The 25,545-nt window shown below is 41.1% G+C and carries 23 protein-coding genes; all 23 read left to right on the top strand.

The window, feature by feature from the left end; translation table 11 throughout:
• Window positions 1-19: 19 nt before the first annotated feature.
• Window positions 20-976 carry a 50S ribosomal protein L11 methyltransferase gene (gene prmA / locus JOC36_RS06770; RefSeq protein ID WP_205145748.1) on the top strand — a complete coding sequence of 319 codons (957 nt, stop codon included), beginning with the start codon at window positions 20-22 and terminating at the stop codon, window positions 974-976.
• A complete protein-coding gene (locus JOC36_RS06765; RefSeq protein WP_205145747.1) occupies window positions 976-1,716 on the top strand; it encodes an RsmE family RNA methyltransferase in 741 nt (246 codons plus the stop codon). The genes prmA and JOC36_RS06765 overlap by 1 nt, the downstream gene beginning before the upstream one ends.
• A 37-nt stretch (window positions 1,717-1,753) precedes the next feature.
• Window positions 1,754-2,113: a hypothetical protein gene (locus JOC36_RS06760; protein WP_205145746.1), complete on the top strand. Its 360-nt coding sequence runs from the start codon at window positions 1,754-1,756 to the stop codon at window positions 2,111-2,113.
• 287 nt (window positions 2,114-2,400) lie between these two features.
• Window positions 2,401-2,835 carry a division/cell wall cluster transcriptional repressor MraZ gene (gene mraZ, locus JOC36_RS06755; RefSeq protein ID WP_205145745.1) on the top strand — a complete coding sequence of 145 codons (435 nt, stop codon included), beginning with the start codon at window positions 2,401-2,403 and terminating at the stop codon, window positions 2,833-2,835.
• Window positions 2,836-2,892: 57 nt separating this feature from the next.
• A complete protein-coding gene (gene rsmH, locus JOC36_RS06750; protein ID WP_205145744.1) occupies window positions 2,893-3,837 on the top strand; it encodes a 16S rRNA (cytosine(1402)-N(4))-methyltransferase RsmH in 945 nt (314 codons plus the stop codon).
• A 25-nt stretch (window positions 3,838-3,862) separates the two neighbouring features.
• Window positions 3,863-4,228, top strand: coding sequence for a cell division protein FtsL (gene ftsL, locus JOC36_RS06745; protein WP_205145743.1), 366 nt, complete (start codon window positions 3,863-3,865; stop codon window positions 4,226-4,228).
• Window positions 4,229-6,415 carry a penicillin-binding protein gene (locus JOC36_RS06740; protein WP_205145742.1) on the top strand — a complete coding sequence of 729 codons (2,187 nt, stop codon included), beginning with the start codon at window positions 4,229-4,231 and terminating at the stop codon, window positions 6,413-6,415.
• A 17-nt stretch (window positions 6,416-6,432) separates the two neighbouring features.
• Complete coding sequence (gene mraY / locus JOC36_RS06735) at window positions 6,433-7,422, top strand: phospho-N-acetylmuramoyl-pentapeptide-transferase (protein WP_205145741.1); 990 nt, start codon at window positions 6,433-6,435, stop codon at window positions 7,420-7,422.
• 95 nt (window positions 7,423-7,517) lie between these two features.
• A complete protein-coding gene (gene murD, locus JOC36_RS06730; RefSeq protein ID WP_205145740.1) occupies window positions 7,518-8,870 on the top strand; it encodes a UDP-N-acetylmuramoyl-L-alanine--D-glutamate ligase in 1,353 nt (450 codons plus the stop codon).
• Window positions 8,870-9,967, top strand: coding sequence for an undecaprenyldiphospho-muramoylpentapeptide beta-N-acetylglucosaminyltransferase (gene murG, locus JOC36_RS06725; RefSeq protein ID WP_205145739.1), 1,098 nt, complete (start codon window positions 8,870-8,872; stop codon window positions 9,965-9,967). The genes murD and murG overlap by 1 nt, the downstream gene beginning before the upstream one ends.
• A 24-nt stretch (window positions 9,968-9,991) precedes the next feature.
• Complete coding sequence (locus JOC36_RS06720; protein WP_205145738.1) at window positions 9,992-11,068, top strand: cell division protein FtsQ/DivIB; 1,077 nt, start codon at window positions 9,992-9,994, stop codon at window positions 11,066-11,068.
• A 133-nt stretch (window positions 11,069-11,201) separates the two neighbouring features.
• Window positions 11,202-12,572 (top strand): cell division protein FtsA, encoded by a 1,371-nt coding sequence (ftsA, locus tag JOC36_RS06715; RefSeq protein ID WP_205145737.1) that lies wholly within the window; start codon window positions 11,202-11,204, stop codon window positions 12,570-12,572.
• Window positions 12,573-12,598: 26 nt separating this feature from the next.
• Window positions 12,599-13,867: a cell division protein FtsZ gene (gene ftsZ / locus JOC36_RS06710; protein WP_205145736.1), complete on the top strand. Its 1,269-nt coding sequence runs from the start codon at window positions 12,599-12,601 to the stop codon at window positions 13,865-13,867.
• Between the two features lie 10 nt (window positions 13,868-13,877).
• Window positions 13,878-14,315 carry a cell division protein SepF gene (locus tag JOC36_RS06705; RefSeq protein ID WP_205145735.1) on the top strand — a complete coding sequence of 146 codons (438 nt, stop codon included), beginning with the start codon at window positions 13,878-13,880 and terminating at the stop codon, window positions 14,313-14,315.
• Between the two features lie 14 nt (window positions 14,316-14,329).
• Entirely contained in the window at window positions 14,330-14,593 is a 264-nt protein-coding gene (locus tag JOC36_RS06700; protein WP_205145734.1) for a YggT family protein, read from the top strand.
• 11 nt (window positions 14,594-14,604) lie between these two features.
• Complete coding sequence (locus JOC36_RS06695; RefSeq protein WP_205145733.1) at window positions 14,605-15,396, top strand: YlmH family RNA-binding protein; 792 nt, start codon at window positions 14,605-14,607, stop codon at window positions 15,394-15,396.
• Window positions 15,397-15,412: 16 nt separating this feature from the next.
• Window positions 15,413-16,075, top strand: coding sequence for a DivIVA domain-containing protein (locus tag JOC36_RS06690; RefSeq protein WP_205145732.1), 663 nt, complete (start codon window positions 15,413-15,415; stop codon window positions 16,073-16,075).
• Window positions 16,076-16,318: 243 nt separating this feature from the next.
• Window positions 16,319-19,111, top strand: a complete 2,793-nt coding sequence (ileS, locus tag JOC36_RS06685; protein ID WP_205145731.1) for an isoleucine--tRNA ligase — start codon at window positions 16,319-16,321, stop codon at window positions 19,109-19,111.
• 114 nt (window positions 19,112-19,225) lie between these two features.
• Window positions 19,226-19,888, top strand: coding sequence for a histidine phosphatase family protein (locus tag JOC36_RS06680; RefSeq protein ID WP_205145730.1), 663 nt, complete (start codon window positions 19,226-19,228; stop codon window positions 19,886-19,888).
• A 17-nt stretch (window positions 19,889-19,905) separates the two neighbouring features.
• On the top strand, window positions 19,906-20,586 hold the full coding sequence (locus JOC36_RS06675; RefSeq protein WP_205145729.1) for a tetratricopeptide repeat protein: 681 nt from the start codon (window positions 19,906-19,908) through the stop codon (window positions 20,584-20,586).
• Window positions 20,558-23,023, top strand: coding sequence for an SF1B family DNA helicase RecD2 (gene recD2 / locus JOC36_RS06670; RefSeq protein ID WP_205145728.1), 2,466 nt, complete (start codon window positions 20,558-20,560; stop codon window positions 23,021-23,023). Before JOC36_RS06675 ends, recD2 begins: the two co-directional genes overlap by 29 nt.
• Before the next feature lie 94 nt (window positions 23,024-23,117).
• Window positions 23,118-23,840 carry a YebC/PmpR family DNA-binding transcriptional regulator gene (locus JOC36_RS06665; protein WP_205145727.1) on the top strand — a complete coding sequence of 241 codons (723 nt, stop codon included), beginning with the start codon at window positions 23,118-23,120 and terminating at the stop codon, window positions 23,838-23,840.
• A gap of 236 nt (window positions 23,841-24,076) precedes the next feature.
• Entirely contained in the window at window positions 24,077-25,531 is a 1,455-nt protein-coding gene (locus JOC36_RS06660) for an NCS2 family permease (RefSeq protein WP_205145726.1), read from the top strand.
• The last annotated feature ends 14 nt before the right edge of the window (window positions 25,532-25,545 follow it).

The raw sequence follows: 25,545 nt of genomic DNA, 5'->3' as shown, positions 1-25,545 counted from the left end.
GTTGGATTGGAGCAAAAAAATGAGCTGGCAAGCAATCACAGTAAGTACGCAAAATGAATCCGTTGAAGCTGTTAGTAATATTTTGATGGAGGCCGGTGCAGAAGGTATCCAAATTGATGATGCGGCTGATCGCGATTTTTATCAACCTGGCGATGCGACCGTGACGGTTGATTGGGATCAACTTCCCGGTGTTAAGGAAGGCGCCCAAGTATCTGGATATTTTCCTAGTGACGTTAATGTGTCGGAGTTGATGGATGAGATTCGAGCTCGGGTGCAAGGGTTAACTGCTTTTGGACTCGATCCACATCCTGGAACTGTTAAACAACAGGCAGTGCAAGATGAAGATTGGGCGACTGAATGGCAAAAGTACTATCATCCGGTGCGTTTAACACGATATTTAACAGTTGTACCTAAATGGGAAGGTTATCAACCTGAGAGTGCAGATGAACATGTCATTACTTTAGATCCAGGAATGGCTTTTGGGACTGGTACGCATCCAACAACGCGTCTGATGTTGCAAGCTGAAGAGTTTGTCTTTCGGGGGCATGAACGTGTTTTGGATGTAGGGACAGGTTCTGGTGTTCTGAGCATTGCCGCAAAATATTTAGGGGCAGATTATGTACTTGGTACGGACGTTGATGAAGTTGCGGTTCGATCAACGCAAGGCAATCTCGATTTAAACCCGGTTGCTAAGGATGTCCACGTTCAAGTCAGTGATTTACTTGACGATGTGCATGAAGGTGATTTTGATATCGTTATTGCTAATATGCTTGCTGAAGTATTATTGCCTTTGATTCCTCAACTTAAACGGGTAGTTAAACCTGGCACACAAATTTTGTTATCAGGTATTTATCAAGATAAACTAACTGCGATTTCTACAGCGTTGCAAGCGGAAAGTATGTTGATTGACCAAGTGATGCAACTTGGTGAATGGTATGGAGTCATTGCGCATGTGCCAAGCGATGAGGAGTTATAATGCAAAGATATTTTCTTGATGAGGCACCTCAAGGTGAAACTTTTTGGTTGCCAGAGGAGATTGCTCACCATTTTTTAACAGTTTTACGTGCGCGTGAGGGGGAACAAGCAGAGTTTGTGTTACCGGATCACAAGACCGTTTTAGTAGCTAAAGTAGCGGATTTTGCTGATCATACAGCGCGGATGCAGATTACAGCGAGCCATACGCCACAAGTTGAATTGCCGGTGGAGACGACTTTAATTATTGGATTAAGTAAGGGCGATAAGCCAGATTTTGTTGTACAAAAAGCAACGGAACTAGGGGTCAAACATTTAATATTTGTTGAGACAGATTGGTCTGTGGTCCACTGGGGTAATAAAAGTACTAAAAAATTGGTGCGTTTAGAAAAAATCGCACAGGGAGCTAGTGAACAAAGTCATCGACTAATAGTCCCAACGGTAAGTTATGCTGAACGTTTAGAGGATATTCGCTTACCAGAAAATATGGTGGGGGTTGTCGCTTGGGAAGAAAGTGCAAAGCAAGGTGAACAGGCAAAGCTAGCTCAAACTTTGTCAACATTAAAGACTACGGACCATTTTGTGGGTGTTATTGGCCCAGAAGGTGGGCTAAGTGAGGGTGAATTAAAGACCTTAACCCAGCGTGGGTTCACTCCAGTGGGGCTTGGACCCAGAATCTTGCGTGCCGAGACAGCTCCGCTATATCTCTTAAGTGCTTTAAGTTACGTGTTAGAATTGAGTTAGGAAGTTGGGAAATCTTATGAAAAAATACTTTAAAATAATGAATTGGCCAATTTGGCTATTGATTGTGGTTTTTGCTTTTGTGGAGCCATTGCTGGTGAAGATGTTAAACATCCCATTGCTGTGGGCTATTGTCGGTATTTATTTACTGGTAAATGTTGGGTTTAGTATTTGGTTGGCTCGGACTTTGAAACATCGTGGGGCATTGATTTGGATGCTGTTAGTTTGGCCAATCCTCTTTGCCGTGGCGGTAGTCATCGGTTGGGTACCTGCAATTTATGGGTATGCTTTTGCTATTTTGTATTTGGCTGTGGAAGGGTTAGCCTTTTTTGCTGGACAACGTAATGATCAGGATTATGAAGATCAAATTCCGATTGAAAATGGCTATCATGAAGTTTAATGAAGTAAATTAATTAAAAAAGCATTATGGAGAAATCCATAGTGCTTTTTTAATTGGTGGGGATTGATGAAATAGTGGGGAAGCTCCCCACTATTTTTTTTGGACTTTTTTTGCTTAGAAACATTGATTTAAAGCTGTTTCTATTTGAAACCGCATTTTTTTACAAAAAACGTGGTGGGGGATAGTGGAGAATAGTGGCGAATTGTGGTAAATTAATCATGTTGGATTATCTTAATAGGCGTAGTGTCGGCTGAGTTCAATAAATTTAGGCAAGGAGGGGTTAAACGATGTTCATGGGAACCTATCAACATACAATCGATAATAAAAATCGTTTAATCATTCCGGCTAAGTTTCGAAATCAGCTCGGAGATTCTTTCATTGTGACGCGCTGGATGGAGCATTCGATTCGTGCATATACCCAAGCGGGTTGGGAAGAATTTTCAAAGACGGTTCGGGCCTTGCCAGAAACAAACGCAAAAGCACGTCAATTTAAGCGTTTTGTCTTAGGTGGTGCACAAGAAGTTGAGTTTGATAAGCAAGGTCGCATTACGCTAACAAAGTCGTTATGCGAATACGCGCAGTTAGAAAAAGACACGACAATTTTCGGATTGGGTGATGATTCGTTTGAAATTTGGAGTTCTGCTAATTGGCAAAGCTATGAAGAAAATGTGGCCGAAAACTTTGACGACATTGCAGATGGCTTAGATGATTTAGGCATTTAAAAACAAATACAATTGATTATTAAAAAACAAAAGGATGAGTGAGGTTGCGAGCATAGCATGAGTGAATTTGAACATACGACCGTTTTACTCAACGAAGCAATTGATGGATTGGCAGTGAATCCATCAGGCGTTTATGTTGACGCGACCCTTGGTGGTGGTGGCCATTCAAAATTATTGGCTAGTCAGTTAACGACCGGGCAATTATGGAGCTTTGACCAAGATGTAACGGCTATTAATTATAATCAGAGTCATTTAGCAGATGAGCTGGCTGCTGGGAAAGTACATCTAATTCAAGATAATTTTCGTAATTTAACTGATGAACTAACTGATCATGGTGTAACTGGCATTGATGGTATCGTTTATGATTTGGGAGTGTCATCTCCGCAATTCGATGATGGCCAACGTGGCTTTTCTTATAATTATGATGCGCCGCTTGATATGCGGATGAATCAAGATCAAGATTTAAATGCACGTACGATTGTAAATGAATGGTCATTCCAAGATTTGATGCGTATCTTATCACGCTATGGTGAGGAAAAATTTGCCAAGCAAATTGCCCGCGCGATTGAGAAAGCGCGTGAGCAAGCGCCAATCGAGACGACTTTCGAGTTAGTTGACATTATTAAATCAGCGATTCCAGCACCCGCCCGTCGTAAAGGTGGTCATCCAGCTAAAAAGACATTTCAGGCGATTCGAATTGCAGTTAATGATGAATTAGGAGCGGTCGAAACTTCACTGCAACAAGCCTTGGATCTTTTAAATGTCGGTGGGCGGATTGCCGTTATTACTTTCCAGTCTTTAGAAGACCGGCTTGTTAAGACGATGTTTAAGGAAAAAACAGCATTGCCAGAAGTACCAGCAGGCTTGCCGATTATTCCAGCAGAAATGGAACCGGATTTTAAACTTGTAAATCGTAAACCAATCTTGCCAAGTGAGACTGAGATGGCTGACAATCATCGTGCCCATTCAGCTAAGCTACGCATCATTGAACGTATTAAATAAATTATTGAGAGAAAGGTGAATAATCATGGATAATGTACAGAAGTGGCAAAATCAACCTCGCTATCAGAGTCAACCTAATCCAGAGCGGCAAACAGAGCATGTTGTTCGAAAGTTTGGGGCGACCCGTTGGAATTTTTTGGATATCACAATGCTTGCTGCAACAGTAGCAGTCGCTATCATTGGGATGCTATTAGTCATTAATGTTAGTAATCAAACTGCCAAGGTTAATGCGAATGTTAATCAGATGATGGCAGAATTGACGCAAACTAAGAATGAAAATAATGATTTGCGTCAAGAAATTGGCACTTTAACAAACAATGAGCATTTGTCACAGGTTGCAAATAAAGAAAATCTCTCAATCAATCATGATAACGTTAGGAACGTGAAGTAGATGAGTAAGCAAGGACGAACTTCGATGTGGAAGAAGATGGATCGAAATAGTCGACTGGCGGGATTTATACTCATTTGTTCGATGCTGATTGTCTTAGTAGTATTGGGATTTCGTTATGCAAATATTGCGGTGACAAAAGAAGTTAAAGGGCATCATCTAGATAAGGCCACGCAACAAATTTATCAAAGCCAAAGCGTTGATGAAGCGAAGCGTGGCCAAATTTTTGACGTAAATGGGAACCCCTTGGCCGAAAACACAACTTCATATACAGTTGTGGCTATTTTGGATAAGAAACAAATTGCACCAAACGGTAAAAAGCTATATGTGCAGGCAAAAGATGACAAAAAAGTGAGTCAAGCTTTGGCTAAGACATTGGGTGGTAAGGTCGATACATATGAATCAGTTTTAAAAGAAGGACGCAAAACTAAGCGTGCGCAGGTACAGTTTGGTTCAAAGGGTACCCAGCTGGATGTGATGGACTATAAGAAGCTAAAGAGCCAAAATATCCCAGGACTTACATTTGTGGGAAGTGCTGCACGTTTTTATCCGAATGGTTCGATGGCCGCTAATGTTGTTGGTCTTGCAAATAGCGTAGAAAATAAAAAGACTGGTTTAACAACACTCAAAGGGCAAAGTGGTATCGAAGCTGGCTGGAACAAACAAATGACTGGTCGTGATGGTATTAAAACGACTGCAGTTGACGAAAATGAAGCCAACCGAGCTAAGTCAGTTCCAGCTAAAAATGGGTATGATATTTACACAACAATTGATGCTAAATTACAAACCACCCTTGAAAATCGGATGGATGCTCTAGTGAGCGATATGCAACCAAAGTCGGCTGTGGCTGTTGTCATGGATACCAAAACAGGAGACATTGTTGCGACAACCCAGCGTCCAAATTATAATGCCGAAACTGGACGTGGGGTTGGTGATTACTGGCGTGATGAATTAACAACAGCGTTTGAACCTGGATCCGTAATGAAGGGAATTACACTGGCGGCTGCTTTGGACCAAAATAAGTGGCAAGCCAATAATACTTATCAATCTGGAACGCTTAAGATTGATGGTAATAAAGTTACGGATTGGAATAATGGTCAAGGTTGGGGTGACATTACCTATAGTCAAGGGATTGCTTTGTCATCAAACGTGGCAATGGCAAAGACTGAACAAAAGTTAGGTGCAAAGACGTGGCAGAAATATATCCATCGTTTTGGCTTCTTGAAATCAACTAATTCTGGATTGCCAGAAGAATCAGCTGGGATGATGCAATTTAAATATCCATTTGAACAAGCCAATACAGCATTTGGACAGGCGATTTCAACGACACCATTACAGATGATGCAAGGATATTCAGCGATTGCTGGAAATGGTGAAGCGATTAAACCACATTTGGTTGATCGTATTGTCAATCCGAATAATAATAAGACGGTCTATGAAGCTAAGCGTCAGCAGGTAAGTCGGGCTATTAAGCCAGAGACGGCCAAGAAAGCACGTAAGCAACTTGAAGCAGTCATTTATAGCAAGGATGGTCTTGGTAAAGACTATGCCCTTGATAATATTAGGACGACTGGTAAATCAGGTACCGCTCAGGTTTCTACTGGGGGCAGTTACAATAACGCGCAAGATGCTAAAGAAGAAATTCATTCATGGATGGGGATGGCACCAGCCAAAAATCCACGTTATATGATGTACATTGTGGTTAAGCAACCACAGCAAGACACTGAAAATGTCACAAAACAAATGGCTGGGGTCTTCAAACCAGTCATGATGCAAGCACTACAAATGGTTAAGGGCGATAAAAAGTCGGTCAGCAGCCATGAGCAAGTGACCCGTGTGCCTAAGGTTGTTAAGCAAGATCGTGATACAGCTAAGCAACAAGTTAAAAAGGCACATTTGCAACCACTTGTCATGGGATCGGGTGCTCATATCGTGAGTCAAAGTCCAGCCGGAAATAAGGAAATGCTGCAAAATCAACGTGTTTTCTTAAACACGGGTGAGCAACTTGAAGTGCCAAATATGCATGGTTGGTCGCGGAATGATGTCTTAACTTGGGCGCAATTAGCGCATGTTAAAGTCGACCTCCAAGGGCAAGGATTCGTTGCTGAGCAATCTGCTGCTGGTGGGATGCCAGTTAGTTCAGCTATGCAGACAATTACAATTAAATTTAAACAACCAAAGGTAGAATAAAGGAGTAGAGAGGGAATATGTGGAATTTAGTCATTGGGTTACTGGTTGGTTTAGCAACCACGCTGGTTGTTGTACCAGCCTTACGTAACTGGTTTAAAAAGATTAAAGTGGAACAACTCGTTATGCGGTCAGGGGAAAATGAACCTGATCATGCTGCTAAGGCGGGGACTCCAACGATGGGGGGCGCCGGATTTATCGCGGTTGTGGTGATTGGTTTCTTGATTTTGAGTTTTGTTTTAAAGTCATTCGATGTAACCGCTTTTGTCGTGATTTTGGCAATTTTGTTTTATGCAATTGTTGGTGGCTTTGACGATAGTATTAAAGTTTTTAACCACCGCGATGAAGGTTTTCGCTTTTTACCTAAATTAAGTGTTGAAATTTTGGCTGCAATTCTAGGCGTAATTCTTTTGCACATGAGTGGATTTGAATTTAGTTTGGCGCTTCCTTTTGGGTTGCCAACTTTGCATAATACATTCTTGTATACTATTTTCGTGATTATTTGGTTGGTCGGTTGGTCGAATGCGACGAATTTGACCGATGGTTTAGATGGGCTAGCAACTGGATTAGCAATCATCGCTTATGGGGCTTATCTTATCATTGCATGGCAACAAGCAAATGCAGGCGTTATTTTAGTTGATGCTTTGATGATTGGTGCTTTGATTGGCTTCTTCGTCTTTAATCATTATCCAGCGTCAATTTTTATGGGTGATACGGGTTCATTAGCATTAGGAGCTGGTTTGGCAATGAATTCAATTGTTTTGCACCAAGAATGGTCATTGCTTTTGATTGGGGTTGTCTTCATGCTAGATACACTTTCAGTGATTATTCAAATCTCTTGGTATCGTTTAACTGGGAAGCGAATTTTCTTAATTACACCAATTCATCATAGTGTTGAAAAGGGTGGATTAACTGGTAATGTGGACCATCCTTGGAATGAATGGCAAGTAGATAGCTTATTCTGGGCAATTGGTTTAATTGGAGCCGGATTATACTTTTTGATTTTTTAAAATTATTCAAAGTAAGATGCTTAGCATCTTACATACATAGATTTATTTATTTGTAACACATATGACGTCGGTTTAAACATAAGAGGGAGTTAGATATGCGGACATTGGTCATTGGGTTTGCTCGTTCTGGAGCAGCCGCAGCAAAGTTATTATTGGATAATGGAGATGAAGTTATTGTTTCAGATCCAAAGTTGGATATGCAAGATGCAACGGTACAAGAGTTAGCGCAGCAAGGTGTTACTTTTACGACGCAGCAAGATGAATCGTTACTCAATGGTGTTGATCAAATCGTAAAAAATCCGGGAATTCCATACTCAATTCCAATTTTAAAGGCAGCGCAAGCACGTCACATTCCGATTAAAGTAGAAGTGGCTTTGGCCCAACCTTATATCAAAGGGGATTGGATTGCTGTGACTGGATCAAATGGTAAAACGACAGCAACTGAGATGATTGCGGCTGTATTGAGAACGCAAAGCGATGATCAGCATGATGTACGTGTGGCCGGGAATATCGGAACACCGGTTAGTGAAATTGCTAAAACAGTGCGACCTTCAGACACATTGGTGACCGAATTATCTTCCTTCCAACTTTTGGGCGTCCCCGATTTAAAACCTAAGATTGCAGTGATTACAAATATTTATGCATCACATCTTGACTATCACGGTACCCGCGAAAATTATGTTGCTGCTAAAATGAATATTACGAAGAATCAAGACGCTAGTGATTTCTTGGTGATGAATTTTGACCGCGCTGAATGGCGGGAATTAAGTCAACAGACTGCGGCACAGGTTATACCGTTCTCACGGACGGGGGTCACTCAAACCGGAGCCTATCAACAAGATGACTGGCTATATTATAAAGATGAAGCAATCATGTCCGTTGATCAATTGGGGGTCAGTGGGGATCATAATATTGAAAATGCACTTATGGCAATTGCGGTTGGTCGTCTGCAAGAAATTCCCGTATCAGCCATTAAGCAAGCTTTATCAGAGTTTACAGGTGTAAAGCATCGGCTCCAAAAAGTTGGAACATATTTGAATCGTATGGTTTATAATGATTCTAAAGCAACTGATATTGAAGCAACAGAAAGTGCGTTGTCAGGTTTTACACAACCAATTGTTCTTTTGGCTGGTGGGTTAGATCGTGGTGATGATTTGATGCGTCTAGCACCAGTTTTAAAGGCTCATGTTAAACAGATGATTGTATTTGGACAGACAGCCAATCAATTAATTGAGGTGGCTCAAACAGTAAACATTCCGGTTGAAAAAACTGAAAATGTGCAAACGGCTGTGCCGTTAGCCTTTCAAACCAGTGCACCTGGTGATTTAATTTTGCTATCACCCGCAGCAGCATCTTGGGATCAATATCCTAATTTCGAAACGCGTGGTGACTTATTTATTCAAGCAGTACAAGATTATGCTGCAGCACATACGAATGAGGTGAAATAATGCGAATTGTAGTTTCTGGTGGTGGTACCGGTGGACATATTTACCCAGCTTTAGCGACGGTTAATCGCTTAAAGGAAATCGACCCGGCGACAGAAGTTTTGTATATTGGTGGTGAACGTGGTCTCGAAAAAGAAATTGTTCCTAAAGCAGGGATTGATTTTAAAGCAATTGAGATTCAAGGTTTTGATCGTTCAATTTCGCTCAATAATTTTAAGACGGTATATCTGTTCTTAACTGGAACCGCGAAAGCAAAAAAGATGTTAAAGGCTTTTAAGCCTGATGTCGTGGTTGGAACCGGTGGCTATGTATCTGGACCAGTTTTGTATGCAGCTCAATTACTTAAGATTCCAACGGTGATTCATGAACAAAATTCAGTTGTCGGCGTGACAAATAAGTTTTTGGCGCGTAAGGCCGATAAAGTTGGGGTCGCCTTTCCAGATGCTATTTCAGCCTTTAAACCTGGCCAAGCCGTTGAAGTTGGTAACCCACGTGCGCAAGAAGTGGTCGACGGCAAAGGTGAATTTAATTGGTCTGAGTTAGGATTAGATGGAAATGTGCCAACCGTGTTAGTTTTTGGTGGTTCACAAGGAGCTTTGAAATTGAATGCTGCAATGGTTCAAGCAATGCCCCAATTTAACCAAGCACATTATCAGGTGATTTTTGCAACAGGAAAAAAGCGCTATGAAGAGGTTCAGGCTGATTTGTCCGAGCAAAACATTCAACCAGCTGGTAATGTTGCCGTTGTGCCATATATTGGTAACATGCCGCAATTGATGCCAAAAGTGGCCTTAGTTGTCGGTCGGGCTGGAGCCACAAGCATTGCCGAGCAAACTGCTTTAGGTAAGCCGATGGTTTTGATTCCAAGTCCTTATGTGACCAACGATCATCAAACTAAGAATGCGCAAAGTTTAGTTGATGCTAAGGCAGCTAAAATGGTAACAGAATCAGAGCTTTCTGGTACTACGTTATTTGACGCCATCAATGAAATTATGGTGGATGACAATTTGCGAGCTGACATGGCAGAGAACGCTAAAAAGTTTGGCGTTCCTGATGCAGCTGACGAATTTATTGATTTAATTAAAAGTGTTATTAAGTAAAACAAGTGCGAGGAGGAAGATGCAATGGCAGATGATGATTCAAAAAATCAATCAACGTCAGACATTCAAAAACATTTGAATCAACTTATTGATGAGGAATCAACATCTGCACATGCGACGTCCTCTCAAGCAAAGCAAGGCAAAAAAGACGCTACTACTCAAAATAAAGCATCCAAAAAGCCCAAAACACCGCGACCACCTCGTCAAAAAAAGAATAGACGTTCATTTAATCTATCTTTCCGGACGTTCTGGCAGGCTCTGGTAGCCAAAGCACCACAAAAATCTACTGATGCTGAAGAGGTAGATGCTTTTTTACCTGATGAATATCATGATGATGAAGGACTTGATGAGGTTGCTTTAAATATTCCCGCTACAGGTGATGCGTGGAAAAGGCAACGGAAACAAGGCATGATTGTGATTGGTATTTTGGTTGTTGCTCTACTAGGGGTGGGATGGTTTAACTCACCATTTGCGCAGGTACAACATTATCAAGTTGTTGGGCATGATGATTTAAAGAAGAAAGATATCTTAGCAGCTGCGACATTAAAAAAACAACAATCAACTTTTTTAACTTATGAAGAACAGGCCTTTTTTAAAAAGCAGGCGCAACAACATAATCCGCAAATTTCAGATTTAACGTTAACGATGAAGAACCCTACAACCCTCGTTGTGCATATTAAAGAGCGACATCAAGTGGGCTATTTGAAAAATGATGATGGTTATCAAAAAATCTTGGAAGATGGCACCATTTTAGCGACAAATTTGAAGCATCATCCAGCGGATAGTTATCCTATTTATGATGATTTTCCTAATAATAAAACGCTGGAGCAAGTAACCGAAAGGTTTGGTAAGTTATCTGGCCCAGTGCGTCGCTCTGTTTCAGATGTTGTTTGGTCGCCAACGAAGCTAAATAGTGATCGACTCATCTTGTATATGAATGATGGAAATGAAGTATTAGTGAGTGCAGGGGATCTTGATCGTAAGTTAAAGTACTATCCATCAATTGTGGCACAATACCAGCAAAGTCATCCGGATAAAGCCAATAAAAAGACGATTATTGATTTACAAGTTGGTGCATATGGCTACCAACAAACCTTTTAATAAAAAAAGTGGCTTAATTCGGTTAATTTTGGGTGAAAAGTAGAAGAAAGCCTAGAAATATGGTATTCTTTTAAAGAAAATATTTAATTTATTGACTTTAATTTTTAAAGAATGTAATGAAGGAGGAAATCAGATGGCCAATCATGGATTAATTGTTGGTTTAGATGTTGGGACCAACACAATTAAAGCGTTGGCCGCAGATGTCCGAAATCAGCAAGTAAATATTGTTGCGGTTGGACGAGCTGTCTCACACGGCGTCAAACGAGGCGTTGTGGTTGACATTGATGCTACTGCCGCCGATATTCGACAAGCAATGGCGCAAGTTAATGAACAGGCTGGTCAAACAATCACTGATGTCATTGCAGCCCTCCCAGCAGAGAACATTCAAATTCCTCAAGTGAACGGACAGGTAACGGTTGAGGATTCTCAACATATTTCTTATAAAGATGTTGAAGCTGCCGTACGTGAAAGCGTTAAAGGTCAAACAGCTGTTGATCGTGAAATTGTTGATTTAGTGCCCACGGATTTTGCTGTAGATGATTTTGATGGCATTCAAGACCCTAATGATATGGTCGGGATGCGATTAACCATGAACGGTATTGCTTATACTGCTCCTAAAAATGTACTCGGTAATTTGAAGATGGCTATTAGTAAGGCGGGCTTAAATCTACGTGATTGTGTACTTACGCCATTGGCCACCAGTAAAACGGTACTTTCAGAGGCTGAACAGGAGTTTGGTAGTATTTTACTTGATTTAGGTGCTGGTCAGACAACTGCATCTGTGGTTCAAAATAATCAAATCAAATTTATTGCATCATTTCCAGCTGGTGGAGAAAATATCTCAAAAGATATTAGTACGGTCTTATCAATTGGTGGCTATGATGCAGAAATGCTCAAGCTAGATTCTGGTGTGGCAATGACCCAATTGGCTGATAGTCAAGAACAATTGATGGTCACCAAAGTTGGACAGGCTGAGCCGGAGGCTATTTCACAGGCATATCTTTCACAAATTATTGAAGCTCGTGTTGACCAAATCTTGGGTAAGCTAGCTGAAAAGCTTGGGATGGTGAGTGCCTTGCAAATGCCTGGTGGCGTAACCGCCCTTGGTGGTGGTGCTGCCTTAGAAGGTATGACTGATGCAATTCAAAATCAGTTTGGCACGCAGGCACGTTTGTTTGTTCCTGATGATATTGGACTTCGGCATCCAGGTTTTGCGAATACTTGGGCTGTTATTCAATATGCAGCGTTACAGTTACCGGTTCAATTAATTGTTAAGCAGGCACTCTACGGAATGCCATTGACGACTAATCGTGAAGGTCATCCGGCAACTGTCAGCCAACCGGTTAATCGGACGGCGCAATCAACGCCAAAAGAGCAAGAAGCAACGTTGGTTGCTCCAGATGATCCATCTTTTAACCAAGATGATGCTAATCAAGCAGATACCCGTGATTCAAAAAAGAAACCATCAAAAATTTCTGGTTTCTTCCGTGAATTCTTTGACTAAATATGAACGAATACAAGGAGCTCAATATGGATTTCCAAATGGATACAAATCAAGAATATGGCGCAACAATTAAAGTAATTGGTGTCGGTGGCGGTGGTGGAAACGCCGTTAATCGCATGGTAAATGAAGGGGTTGAAGGGGTTGACTTTATCGTCGCCAATACCGATGCCCAAGCATTAGACCGTTCAGCAGCTGAGAACAAAATTCAAATTGGTTCAAAAGCAACGCGTGGCCTTGGGGCCGGAGCGCGTCCTGAAGTCGGAGAAGCTGCCGCTAAAGAAAGCGAGCAAGAAATTTCAGAAGCACTTGAAGGTGCTGATATGGTTTTCGTCACTGCCGGAATGGGTGGTGGAACCGGAACTGGTGCGGCTCCAGTTGTTGCTAAGATTGCACGTGATTCTGGTGCATTAACAATTGGTGTTGTCACACGTCCTTTCTCATTTGAAGGACCACGCCGTGGTAAGTCAGCTGCTGAAGGACTAGCTAACCTAAAAGAAAATGTTGACACATTGATTGTGATTTCAAATAACAATCTTTTGCAAATCGTTGATAAAAAAGCGCCAATCATGGATGCTTTCAAGATGGTTGATGATGTGTTGCTACAAGGAGTTTCTGGTATTTCTGACTTGATTACTAAGCCTGGAATCATTAACTTGGACTTTGCTGATGTTAAGACTGCTATGGCAGGCCAAGGTACAGCGTTGATGGGAATTGGTCAAGCATCAGGCGAAAACCGTGCCGCTGAAGCTACCCGCAAGGCAATTGCATCTCCATTGCTAGAAGCTAAGATTGAAGGCGCATCAAATGTATTGCTTTCAATTAAGGGTGGTGCTGATATGTCATTGTTTGAAGCCCAAGAAGCTTCTGAAACAATTGCGCAAGCTGCAGGCACTGATGTAGACATCATCTTTGGAACAACCATTGATGAAAATATGGATGGTGACATCTTGGTAACTGTTATTGCAACTGGTATTGATAAGGCTCAGACGCCACGTCCTGAGATTAAGCTTGGTGCAAATGCAGCAAGCCCATTTGAGAATCAAAATCAATCAGCGCAACCTGCTGCGCAAGCTACACAACCCGCTGCACAACCAAGTCAACCTGCTGAACCAGCTGATCCATTTGCTAACTGGAATATGACCAATCAAAGTCAAGCTCCTGTAGGCAATGAGGCAAACGCGACTGAAAATACAAATCAAGCCGCTGCACAAACAACACCAGCTCCAGAACAAAACCAAGAAGACGAAATTGATCGTCCAGCTTTCTTTAACTGGAATAAACGTGAAGAAAAGTAGGTGAATGAAGATGGCATTTGATAAATTCAAAGATTTCTTTGGCGTAGATGATACGTATGAAGAAGAAGTTGAACGTGACGACTATGTTGAGAATGACCAAGCCGAACAAAGTGATGAACGTAAAGGCAAGCCAGTTCAACGAGGAAATGTGTTGAAGATGGATGGTAAGCGCAATACTCCAGCTAAAATTGCCTTATATGAACCAAGAACTTATGCTGATGCACAAACAATCGCTACGCAAATTTTGCAGGGCGAGGCGGTTATCGTGAACTTTAGTGCAATTGACGAACGCAATCAACTCCGTGTGTTAGATTACATTGCCGGAGCAACGTTTGCTGTTGATGGTGATGTTGAACGTGTCGGTGATGAAATTTTTGTGGCTACGCCACATAACTTTGAGATTTCAGGTTCAATTTCACAAACTGTCAGCCAACAATTTGGTAGTTAGTTGAGGTAGTGTAAATGGCAATGATCCTCACGTTAGTCGGGTATGGTTTACGGGCGTTTGAATGGATTATCATTATTTGGGCGCTAATGAGTTGGATACCTGCGTTACGTGATAGTAAGGTCGGTCAATTGATTACACGACTTGCCGAGATTGTGGTTGGACCGATTCAAAGAATCGTGCCACCCATTGGCATGATTGATTTTAGCCCAGTCATTGCTTTGATTTTGTTACAGGCCGCACAATATGGTGTCTTTTCAATTATGAATGCACTAAGCTGAGGTCGATTATCATGGCAGATATGCGACAACATTTTCGAAGTAATGAGCAAGCTTTTGTACAACAGGCAGTCGATTGGGTTGCACAGGCGGTGGATGAATACCGATTGGTATTAACACCGTTTTTAAATCCACGCGAACGCTATATTTTACAGACTTTGGTTAATCGAGCGGCATCGTTAACATTAAGGACAAACGGTTTAATTGCGGATGCAGAAATGCAACGTGGTTTGATATTACCTGATTATATTGATATAGAAACCTTGGACAATTCGGTTTATGAAATGCAATTGGTCGAAATCGTCTATCCTAAAAAGTTTTTAACTTTGCAACATCGGACCATTTTAGGGACGTTGATGCATAATGGTATTGAACGTGACCGAGTTGGCGATATCGTAACTGATGACAATGAGCGTTGGCAATTTGTTACGACACCTGTCGTGGCGGACTATGTGAATCAGCATATTGAGCGAATTGGTGGGGCCAAGGTACATTTTAAAAATGTAGCGGTCGACCAAGCCCTCGTGCCTAATGTTGAATGGGAAACCGTTGATATATTGGCTACTTCTACGCGTTTAGATAATGTGGTAGCTAGTACGTATCAACTCTCACGTAGCATAGCCAAACAAATGGTTGAACATGGTGATGTAAAATTAAATTGGGCAGAGCAACTTCATCCAGACGTTACTTTGGAGCCTGGTGATTTACTTTCTGTTCGTGGTCATGGTCGGATGCAAGTTATGGCTGACAATGGTTTAACAAGACAAGATAAACATAAATTAACTGTGGCACGTTTAAAAAAATAGACAGGAGTGTTATAAAATGGCAGTAACCCCACAAGAAATTCATTCAAAGCAATTTACAACTCGTTCTAACAAGTGGTTTGATAAAAGTGAAGTAACAGACTTTCTAGATCAAATTGCTGTAGATTACGATAATTTGCTACAAGAAAATCAAGCTTTGCGGACTAAGTTGTTAGAAGCTGATTCAAATGCAACCCAAGTTGAAGAAATGAAGCAATCAGTAAATTCTTCAATTTTGATTGCGCAAGAAGCAGCTGATCGTTTGAAGAAGCAAACCGAAGCAGAAGCAGAAGCAACTTTGCAACAAGCAGAGACTGAAGCACAAAAGATTGTGATGGAAGCCAATGCTAAGGCTAATAACTTGTTATCTGAAAGTCAACAAAAGAATGCTGACTTGGTTGCCCACCACGATGCGATGGCTAAAGAAATGGCGGCCTTCAAAGAACGTATCTCTGGTTTGTTAAATGCACAATTGGATTTGATGAACACTGAAGGTTGGGCTGAATTCCAAAAGGCGGTTGCTGACCAACCAAATGCACCTGAATCACAAGTGACGCAGGTACAACCTGGTATGGATGACACGTCTGTATCTGAATCAGAATCAGAAACGGCACCAAAGGAAACAGTTGTTGTGATGCCTGATTTAGAAGAAAATAAAGATAATTACTTGAATCAAGATTAGTTTTTAGGTATTATCATTTTAAGTTACGCGAACAAAAGGTATTTTGTATTCTAAAAAGCGATCTAGTGGATGGTGGAAGTCTAGAGTAGTGCCGCAAGATATTTATCACCGCGTAATATAAAAAAGTTAATCAAACTGTTGAGGCAGCGCTATGCTGTAAAAACGGGTGGTACCACGTTATTTAGCGTCCCGGACTGAATGATTTCAGTCTGGGATGCTTTTTTACTTTGAAAGGAGTACGCGATGAAAATCAAGGAGACATTGAACCTTGGTAAAACTAAGTTCCCAATGCGTGGGAATTTACCGCAAAAAGAAGCTGAACGTGAAAATGTTTGGTTTGAAAATAAAGTATATGAACAACGACAACGTTTGAATGAAGGTAAGCCTTCATTCATGTTGCATGATGGACCTCCATATGCGAATGGAAATATTCACATTGGCCACGCAATGAATAAGATTTCAAAGGATATTATTGTTCGTTATAAGTCAATGAATGGCTATTATGCACCATTCGTTCCTGGTTGGGATACGCATGGACTCCCAATTGAGCAACAATTGACGAAGGCAGGTAAAAATCGTAAGGAAGCTGGTCCTGTCAAGTGGCGTAAAATGGCTGCTGAATTTGCGGATAAACAAGTTAAGACGCAGATGGCCGACTTTAAACGTTTGGGAATTTCTGCTGATTGGGATCATCCTTACATTACAAAGCAACCTGAATATGAAGCGGCGCAACTACGTGTCTTTGGAAAGATGGCCGATCGTGGCTTGATTTATCGTGGTAAGAAACCAGTCTTTTGGTCATGGTCATCTGAATCAGCAATGGCGATGGCAGAAATTGAGTATCACGATGTGACTTCAACTTCAGTTGCCTTTTCAGAGCGTGTGAAGGATGGCAAAGGTGTCTTAGACAATGATACATACTTTATTGTCTGGACCACGACCCCATGGACAATTCCAGCGTCAGAAGCAATCGCTGTTAACCCTAACTTTACTTATGATGTTGTGCGTCCAGCTGGCTCAGAAAAGAAGTATGTGGTCGCTGAGGCTCGCTTAGCAGCGGCTGCTGCAGATTATGGTTGGGATGATTATGAAGTGGTTCAAACTGTTAAGGGAAGTGATCTTGACCGTTTGACTGCCCAACATCCTTACATGGATCGCGATATCTTGGTCATCAATGGGGAACATGTTACAGCTGATGCTGGAACTGGTTTGGTTCACACTGCGCCTGGTTTTGGTGAAGATGACTTTGCAATTGGACAAGCCTATGATTTGCCAATTTTGATGAACGTTGATGATCGTGGTTATTTGACAGAAGAAGCTGGTCCTGATTTTGATGGCGTGTTCTATGAAGATGCGAATGCCATTTCACTTAAAAAGTTAGAAGAAGCGGATGCCTTGATTAAGGCTGAAGAGATTACTCATAGTTACCCATTTGATTGGCGAACGAAGAAGCCGGTTATTTTCCGTGCGGTACCACAATGGTTTGCATCAATTGAGCCAATCCGTCAAGAAATTTTGGACAGTTTGGACGATGTTGAATTCCAACCAGAATGGGGCCGTAAGCGTCTTGCAAATATGATTCGTGATCGTGGTGACTGGGTTATTTCACGTCAACGTGTTTGGGGCGTGCCATTGCCAATCTTCTATGCTGAAGATGGAACCCCAATTTTGGAACAAGCTTTGGTAGAACATGTGGCTGACTTGGTTGAAAAACATGGTTCAGATATCTGGTTTGAACGCGACGCCAAGGATTTGTTGCCAGAAGGTTATACAAATGAGCACTCACCACATGGTGAATTTACTAAAGAAAAAGATATTATGGATGTTTGGTTTGATTCAGGTTCGTCGCACACTGCTGTGATGGAACAACGTCCTGAATTGTCATTCCCAGAAGATGTCGTGTTGGAAGGATCTGACCAATATCGTGGATGGTTTAATTCATCTTTGATTACTTCTGTTGCAATCCATGATCGGGCACCTTATCGTCGTGTGATTTCACAAGGTTTCACCCTTGATGGTAATGGCGATAAAATGTCAAAGTCAGTTGGTAATACGGTATCACCAAATGAAATTACGAAGAAGATGGGTGCCGAAATCATTCGTCTTTGGGTAACGTCTGTTGATACTTCTGGTGATGTCCGCGTATCAGAAGAAATTTTGAGCAAGACATCTGAAGTCTACCGTAAGATCCGAAACACCATGCGTTATTTGCTATCAAATACGTCTGATTTCAATCCTAACGAAAATACAGTTGCATATGCTGACTTAGTACCTGTTGATCAATATTTCTATGCTCACTTTAACAATGTTGTTAAGGACATGAAGGCTGCATATGACGCTTATGATTTCCAACAAGTTTATAAGCTTTTGAATAACTTCATTAATGTTGATTTGTCAGCATTCTATTTGGACTTTGCCAAGGACATTTTGTATGTTGAAGCACCAAATGGGCACGCACGTCGTTCATTACAAACAGTACTTTATAAGATTTTGGTTGATTTAGATAAGCTCATTTTGCCAATTTTGCCACATACGGCAGAAGAAATTTTTGACTATATGCCATATGAAACGGCTGATTTCGCTTATTTGACTGAAATGCCAACTGTTGAAGATTTAGGTGATGTTTCAGACTTGCTTGCACGTTGGGAGCAATTTATGGACTTACGGAATGCTGTTAATAAGGCCCTTGAAGTGGCGCGTGATGATAAGTTGATTGGAAAGCCATCTGAAGCAGCCGTTACGCTTTATCTAACAGATAGTCAAAAGGCACTCATTGATAGTCTTGGACAAGATATTCGTGTGCTGTTGATGATTTCTCAACTTCACTTAGAATCAGCTGAACAAGCTGGTGATGCTAGTGACTTTGATGGTTATCTCATCAAGGTTGAACATGCTGCTGGTGAGGTTTCACCACGTGATCGGATGTATCATTTAGATATTGGGGCAGATCCTGATTTCCCTATGCTTTCAGCCCACGAAGCCGAAATTGTACGCGAGAATTATCCTGAAGCGTTGACTGAAGGACTAGAAGCTTAAGCTTTAAAAGAATCTAACGACTCGTTAGGTTCTTTTTTTTAGAAAAAGGCTGAGCTTTATGAAAAATTTGCTTATAATGGAAGGTAACAGAAAAAATGGGAGTATGGCGATTACATGACTAAATTATATTTTATTCGACATGGAAAAACAGAATGGAACCAAGAGGGGCGTTTTCAAGGCGCAAATGGGGATTCACCCTTGTTACCAGAATCATTTGATCAAATGAAGGCATTGGCCAAGCATTTGGAAGATATTCCGTTTAAACATGCCTTTGCAAGTCCAATCAAACGTGCTTATGTGACTGCCGAAGTCACAATTGAACAGATGCACCAAGATATTCCCTTAACGCCGTTGGAAGGTTTACGTGAATTTGGAATGGGGGTTTGGGAAGGCATGCGTTTTGTAGACGTTAAGTCCCAATATCCTGAAATGCATGATGCTTATCGGCATCATCCGGACCAATTTGATGCCAAACAGGTACCGGGTTCAGAAAGCTTTGAAGAGGTGCAGGAACGTTTCGTTCATGATGTTGATGAGGCCGTGGCGCAATATGGAGGCGAAGGTGTCAATCTGTTGTTCTTTAGTCATGGAATGGCTTTGACTGCTGGCATGGGCGCTTTACTTGGATTGCCAATGGCAGATATTCGTAAGCGTGGTGGTTTAGACAATACGAGTACGTCAATTTTAGAAACAGACGATGGAAAACATTATCATGAACTCACGAGAAATGATGTGGATTATCTGAATGTGAAACATGATAAATCAAATACAGTTTAGTTGAAAAGAGGCAAATAATGGCAGAGGAACGGCAAGCAAAATTACAAGAACAAGTACATCAATTAGTTGAGGAAATTGAGAATAAGCCTGATGAGTGGGCAGCATATGCTGATTTAGTGACTGCTTTAACGGCTAGTGGTAATTTTGTCCAAGCTGAAGAATTAGGCTTAAAAAGTTTAACCTTATTTGAGGCAAATGCCGAGGCACAAGCCTATCTAGCCTATGCAGTTGGTAATAACTATTATGCGGCGGGACACTACCATGAAGCCCAAAATTTTTTCCAAAAAGTCGATAATCCAAAATTGGCGCATGATGCAACGATGATGCAAGCTCAGAGTTGGTACGCGCAAAAAAACTACAAACAAGCGCTAGCTTTTACTTTAACGGGGATTGATCAGCAACCAGATGACGCTGATGCACAAGTATTGTTAGGCAACATTTGGTTAGCACTTAATGATTTTGCTGCTGCAACACGTGCTTTTGAGCAGGCATTAGCAGTTGATCCAGATAATTTTGAAGCGAACTTTGGTCGTGGCTTGATTGCGACCGTACAGCATCAAGAAAATCCTTGGTTTGAACAAGCAAAACGCCTTGATGCAAGCCAATTTTCCCAGAAGACGCAACAATTGGATGATTTAGTAAATGTGATGACAGGTGGTGAAGAGACACATGAGTCTGCAACAAAATCCGACGACTGAAGCGGCACAATTGGTCGGAACCGTTGAGCATGTCATTTTTTCAGCGCAAGATTCCTTCTATAAGGTGTTGAATGTTCAAATTGACGATACGAACTTTGATTTTGATGCAGATGAGATTACAGTTACTGGAAATTTTGGTGATATTCAAACCGGTGCGACGTATGAATTTTCAGGCCGGATAACAACGCATGCGCGTTATGGTGAACAATTTTTAGCCGAAAAATATCAACGACAAGCAGCCACTTCAACCAAAGGGGTGATTGAGTACCTTTCAAGTGAACGCTTTCCTGGTGTTGGAAAAGCGAGTGCAACCAAAATCGTTGATGAACTGGGTGTTAATGCTGTTGATAAAATCTTGGATGATGAGCATGTTTTGGATAGTTTGCAACTACCTAAGCGTGTCCAAGAGACGCTGGTCAAGCGTTTATCAGAATCTGAAGGGGTGGAAAGAGCAATTTTATCACTGAATGAATATGGATTTAGTACTAATTTGGCGAGTGAAATTTATGAAAAATATCAGAGTAAAACTCTAACCATCCTAGAACAAAATCCATATCAGTTAGTTGCTGATATTAATGGTGTGAGTTTTAAACGGATGGACGAAATTGCCCTTGATCAAGGTATTCCGGCTAATGATGAACGGCGGATTCAAGCAGCCGTGCTTGATACTATGAATACGGCCACGTTTGAGTCGGGTGATACGTATATGTTAGTAGCTGATTTATTACGCGGTACGCAGCAGCTCTTAGAGCAAAGCCAAAATCAACCGATTAGTTCGGACTTAATTCAAACAGCTCTACTGAAACTGACTCAGGCTGGTCTGATTGTTGCAGAAGGCGAACATCTGTATATCAAGCCAATCTATGATGCAGAACGGACAATTGCCGAGAAATTACTACGGTTGACTCATTTGAAAACGGCGCATTTTACACGCAAGCAAGTTGTTGAAAAGTTAAAGATTGTCGCTAAACAGAATACTTTTGAATATGATGAAAACCAAACTGAGGCAATTATTTCAGCTTTGACTAGTAATTTATTTATCTTAACTGGTGGACCAGGAACGGGTAAAACGACTATTTTAAATGGTATTGTAAAAACTTTTAAGTTACTTGAACAGAGTGATGGCTTTAAGCAAGATGAAATTTCAAATAGTATCTTACTAGCAGCACCGACGGGACGTGCCGCTAAGCGTCTATCTGAGGCGACTGGCATGCCCGCCTCAACCATCCACCGTTTACTTGGCATCACGGGTCGTGAAAGTCGTGATGAATTAGAAATTGAAGAACTTGAAGGGAAAATTTTGATTGTCGATGAAATGTCGATGGTGGATACAGAGCTTTTCGCCCTGCTATTATCAGCAGTTCCGATGGGGATGCAATTAATTTTAGTTGGCGATAAGGATCAATTGCCTTCTGTTGGTCCAGGTCGGGTGTTTTATGACATTTTAGCTAGCGGTCTCTTGAACTATCGTGAATTAGATGTGATTTATCGTCAAGGTAAAGGTTCTTCGATTATCGCGTTAGCGCAAGCGGTTAAATCCGGACAATTGCCAGCAGATTTTCAAGTACAGCAATCAGATCGTTCCTTTTTTAATGCAGATGTTCAGACGATTCCAAAATTAATTCGAAAAATTGGGGAATCATGGCGTGATAAGGGCTTTTCAGTTGCGGATATGCAAATCTTATCACCCATGTACAAAACTGGGGCGGGCGTGCATCAATTGAATACATTGGCTCAAGATATATTCAACCCAGCTAGTCCAAAGAAACGTGAATTACCGATTAAAATGGGTGATCAGAGTTATATCTTGCGGGTTGGTGATAAAGTCATGCAAACTAGTAATAACCCTGAGAATAATGTCTTTAATGGTGATATCGGCTATATTAAATCAATCCTGTTAGCAAAAGATGCTGATAATCCAGATAAGAAAGATAAAGTCAGTGTCGCATTTGATACTGGGGATGTTGATTATGGACGCCAAGATTTGAATCAATTGGCTTTGGCTTATGCGACGACTATTCATAAGGCCCAAGGATCTGAATACAAACTTGTTATCATGCCAATGGTTCGCCAATTCTCGCGCATGCTACAACGAAATCTGTTGTATACTGGTTTAACACGAGCCAGTGAATCACTGGTCTTATTAGGTGAACCGGCTGCTTTTGCACAAGCTGCGCAAAATGAAGGAACGATGCGTAAAACGACGTTGCAAGAGCGTTTAAAACAACAGGGGAGCCTGAAAGAAACGGGGCAGCAAGCACCAGTAGCGCAGATACAATCTGAAAATGAGAAGGCAATTAAGCCAAAGGCTGATGAGACGGTAGCAGCAAAGACACCTGATGATGACAAGCTTTTGACAACGGCAATGATTCAAGCCGGAACGATTGACCCGAATATTGGAATGGCAGGCTTGACACCGGTTGATTTTGAGAGTTAAAATTAATCTTACAATAGTGTAATGTTGGCTAATTTTGTCTTGAATAAAAAGCCAATGCTTATATTGAATAGTTTAATGAAAAGGGGTATTTGACATGTCAGGACACAGTAAATGGCATAACATTCAAGGGCGTAAAAACGCTCAAGATGCTAAGCGTGGTAAGATTTTCCAAAAGCTATCACGTGACTTGTATACAGTTGCTAAAGAAGGTGGTGCTGATCCAGATTCAAACGCCACTTTACGTTTAGTAATGGATAAGGCTAAGGCTGCTAACATGCCTAAGGAAAACATCCAACGTGCGTTGGATAAGGCTTCTGGGGCAGATGGTGCGAACTATCAAGAATTGGTCTATGAAGGATATGGACCAGCCGGTGTTGCAGTGTTGGTTGAAGCTTTGACTGATAACACAAACCGTACAGCTTCATCAGTGCGTGCTAGTTTCAAGCACTTTGGTGGTGAACTAGGAACTTCTGGTTCAGTGTCATTCCAATTTGATCGTAAGGGTTACTTGGAAATTACACGTGATGAAGATTCTGATCTTGATGAAGATCAAGTCTTTGAAGATGCAATTGAAGCAGGTGCCGAAGATGTGAAGACTTACGATGATCAATTCGAAATCTACACTGATAAGCAAGACTTTAAGGATGTTCGTGATGCATTGGCTGACAAAGGGTATACCTTTGAAACTGCTGAAGTAACCATGATTCCACAAAATCCTGTGGCCGTACCTGAGGACAAGCAAGAAACATTGGCAAACTTAGTTGATGAACTAGAAGACAATGATGATGTTTCTGCCGTATATACAACAGCTGAATAATCAAAAAAGAAGCAATTTATGATAAATTGCTTCTTTTTTATTGACCAATGTTCGGGAAAATACTATTATAGATATTTGTAAAGTAATGTTTAGTCGTTAACGTGTTTTGCCACAGACTGAATCCGTGAACAAAAGCCGAACTAACGACATAGTTTTTACTATGTCGTTTTCTTTTTCTCACGCTTTTTGCTGTTGGTAAGAACGCATACGGCGAAGGGTGTAGTGGAAAGGAAATCATGTTAGAACGTATTTTTAAGCTCAAAGAGAATAACACATCGGTAAAAACAGAAGTTATTGCCGGTATCACAACCTTTGTAGCAATGGCTTATATTATCTTTTTGAATCCAGCTGTCTTATCATTGACTGGTATGCCTAGTCAGGGTGTGTTTTTGGCCACCATTTTAACGGCGATTATTGGAACGTTAATTATGGGGTTATTTGCGAACTTGCCGTATGCATTAGCACCATCAATTGGGATGCAAGCGATGTTTACGTACACAATTGTGTTTGGCTTGGGCTTTACTTGGCAACAAGCGTTAGGAATGGTCTTCTTAGTTGGATTAGTTGATGTGTTTATCACCTTAACCAAATTGCGTTCTGCGATTGTTAAAGCGATTCCTGATCAGTTGAAGCATGCGATTTCAGCCGGAATCGGATTATTTATTGCCTATATTGGATTAAAAAATTCAGGCTTCTTAAATTTTGTGATTGATCCTTCCAATATCACGTCAATTAATAACAAGCCCTATACTCCTGGTATGGCGGTGAAGTCGATTGATACGATGTTGGCAAATGGTGGGATTACACCACAATTAACTAATTTCAAAGCAGCACCGGTTGTACTGGCTCTAATTGGATTTATTATTTTGGTATTATTGGTAGTGATGAACGTCCCAGCAGCATTTTTGATTTCTGTGGCTGCAACGACATTAATTGGAATTCCAATGGGGGTTACAAACACGCATATTGATGCGCTTGGATCATTCGGAACAACCTTTAAAGATTTTGGATCAATTTTTGGCCAAGCGCTTGGACCTCAAGGCCTCTGGTCAATGTTTACAACACCTAAACATATTTTGGTGGTGATTTTAACAGTCTTTTCAATGGGCTTGTCAGGATTATTTGATGCGATTGGAACCTTTATCGGAACTGGTATGTCAACGGGAATCTTCTCAAAGGCAGACCAAAAAGAATTTTATGAAGGTAAAGGTTTTAAGTCTAAGATGGATCGGGGACTCGTTGCTGATACATTTGCGACGATGTTTGCCGGAATTTTGGGAACTTCAAATACAACCACATTTATTGAATCTTCGACTGGAATTAAAGCTGGTGGTCGGACCGGCTTAACGTCAGTCGTAGTTGCAATTGGCTTTGCACTTGCCTTCATAGCAGCTCCTTTGGTGAATGTGATTCCAAGCGTCGCAACGGCGCCAATCTTGGTTATCGTTGGTATTTCGATGATGAATGAATTCAAGTTGATTGATTGGGATGATATCGACATTGCAATTCCAGCATTCTTTACTTCAGCATTTATGGCCTTTTCATATTCAATTTCTTATGGAATTGCGGCTGGATTTATTTTCTATATTTTGATTAAATCAGTAAAGCGTCAATTCAAACAAATTAGCCCAGTTTTGTGGGTAGTGACCTTATTGTTTTTATTGAATTTCATTTCAATGGCCTTGGGTTAAAATTAATGAAGCAA

It is taken from the genome of Weissella uvarum, assembly GCF_016908785.1.
GTDB classification, from domain to species: Bacteria; Bacillota; Bacilli; order Lactobacillales; family Lactobacillaceae; genus Weissella; species Weissella uvarum.
The sequence above is the reverse complement of the archived record's forward strand: the minus strand, read 5'-3'. Positions and strand labels throughout refer to the sequence as shown.

Excerpts from the sequence above, each read along its gene's own strand:
- JOC36_RS06660 (WP_205145726.1), top strand. The coding sequence starts at position 24,077 with ATGTTAGAACGTATTTTTAAGCTCAAAGAGAATAACACATCGGTAAAA.
- JOC36_RS06765 (WP_205145747.1), top strand. The coding sequence starts at position 976 with ATGCAAAGATATTTTCTTGATGAGGCACCTCAAGGTGAAACTTTTTGG.
- JOC36_RS06680 (WP_205145730.1), top strand. The coding sequence starts at position 19,226 with ATGACTAAATTATATTTTATTCGACATGGAAAAACAGAATGGAACCAA.
- mraY (WP_205145741.1), top strand. The coding sequence starts at position 6,433 with ATGTGGAATTTAGTCATTGGGTTACTGGTTGGTTTAGCAACCACGCTG.
- JOC36_RS06700 (WP_205145734.1), top strand. The coding sequence starts at position 14,330 with ATGGCAATGATCCTCACGTTAGTCGGGTATGGTTTACGGGCGTTTGAA.
- ftsA (WP_205145737.1), top strand. The coding sequence starts at position 11,202 with ATGGCCAATCATGGATTAATTGTTGGTTTAGATGTTGGGACCAACACA.
- JOC36_RS06665 (WP_205145727.1), top strand. The coding sequence starts at position 23,118 with ATGTCAGGACACAGTAAATGGCATAACATTCAAGGGCGTAAAAACGCT.
- rsmH (WP_205145744.1), top strand. The coding sequence starts at position 2,893 with ATGAGTGAATTTGAACATACGACCGTTTTACTCAACGAAGCAATTGAT.
- JOC36_RS06760 (WP_205145746.1), top strand. The coding sequence starts at position 1,754 with ATGAATTGGCCAATTTGGCTATTGATTGTGGTTTTTGCTTTTGTGGAG.
- JOC36_RS06695 (WP_205145733.1), top strand. The coding sequence starts at position 14,605 with ATGGCAGATATGCGACAACATTTTCGAAGTAATGAGCAAGCTTTTGTA.
- JOC36_RS06720 (WP_205145738.1), top strand. The coding sequence starts at position 9,992 with ATGGCAGATGATGATTCAAAAAATCAATCAACGTCAGACATTCAAAAA.
- prmA (WP_205145748.1), top strand. The coding sequence starts at position 20 with ATGAGCTGGCAAGCAATCACAGTAAGTACGCAAAATGAATCCGTTGAA.
- JOC36_RS06675 (WP_205145729.1), top strand. The coding sequence starts at position 19,906 with ATGGCAGAGGAACGGCAAGCAAAATTACAAGAACAAGTACATCAATTA.
- ftsZ (WP_205145736.1), top strand. The coding sequence starts at position 12,599 with ATGGATTTCCAAATGGATACAAATCAAGAATATGGCGCAACAATTAAA.
- murD (WP_205145740.1), top strand. The coding sequence starts at position 7,518 with ATGCGGACATTGGTCATTGGGTTTGCTCGTTCTGGAGCAGCCGCAGCA.
- ileS (WP_205145731.1), top strand. The coding sequence starts at position 16,319 with ATGAAAATCAAGGAGACATTGAACCTTGGTAAAACTAAGTTCCCAATG.
- JOC36_RS06705 (WP_205145735.1), top strand. The coding sequence starts at position 13,878 with ATGGCATTTGATAAATTCAAAGATTTCTTTGGCGTAGATGATACGTAT.
- JOC36_RS06690 (WP_205145732.1), top strand. The coding sequence starts at position 15,413 with ATGGCAGTAACCCCACAAGAAATTCATTCAAAGCAATTTACAACTCGT.
- mraZ (WP_205145745.1), top strand. The coding sequence starts at position 2,401 with ATGTTCATGGGAACCTATCAACATACAATCGATAATAAAAATCGTTTA.
- ftsL (WP_205145743.1), top strand. The coding sequence starts at position 3,863 with ATGGATAATGTACAGAAGTGGCAAAATCAACCTCGCTATCAGAGTCAA.
- JOC36_RS06740 (WP_205145742.1), top strand. The coding sequence starts at position 4,229 with ATGAGTAAGCAAGGACGAACTTCGATGTGGAAGAAGATGGATCGAAAT.
- recD2 (WP_205145728.1), top strand. The coding sequence starts at position 20,558 with ATGAGTCTGCAACAAAATCCGACGACTGAAGCGGCACAATTGGTCGGA.
- murG (WP_205145739.1), top strand. The coding sequence starts at position 8,870 with ATGCGAATTGTAGTTTCTGGTGGTGGTACCGGTGGACATATTTACCCA.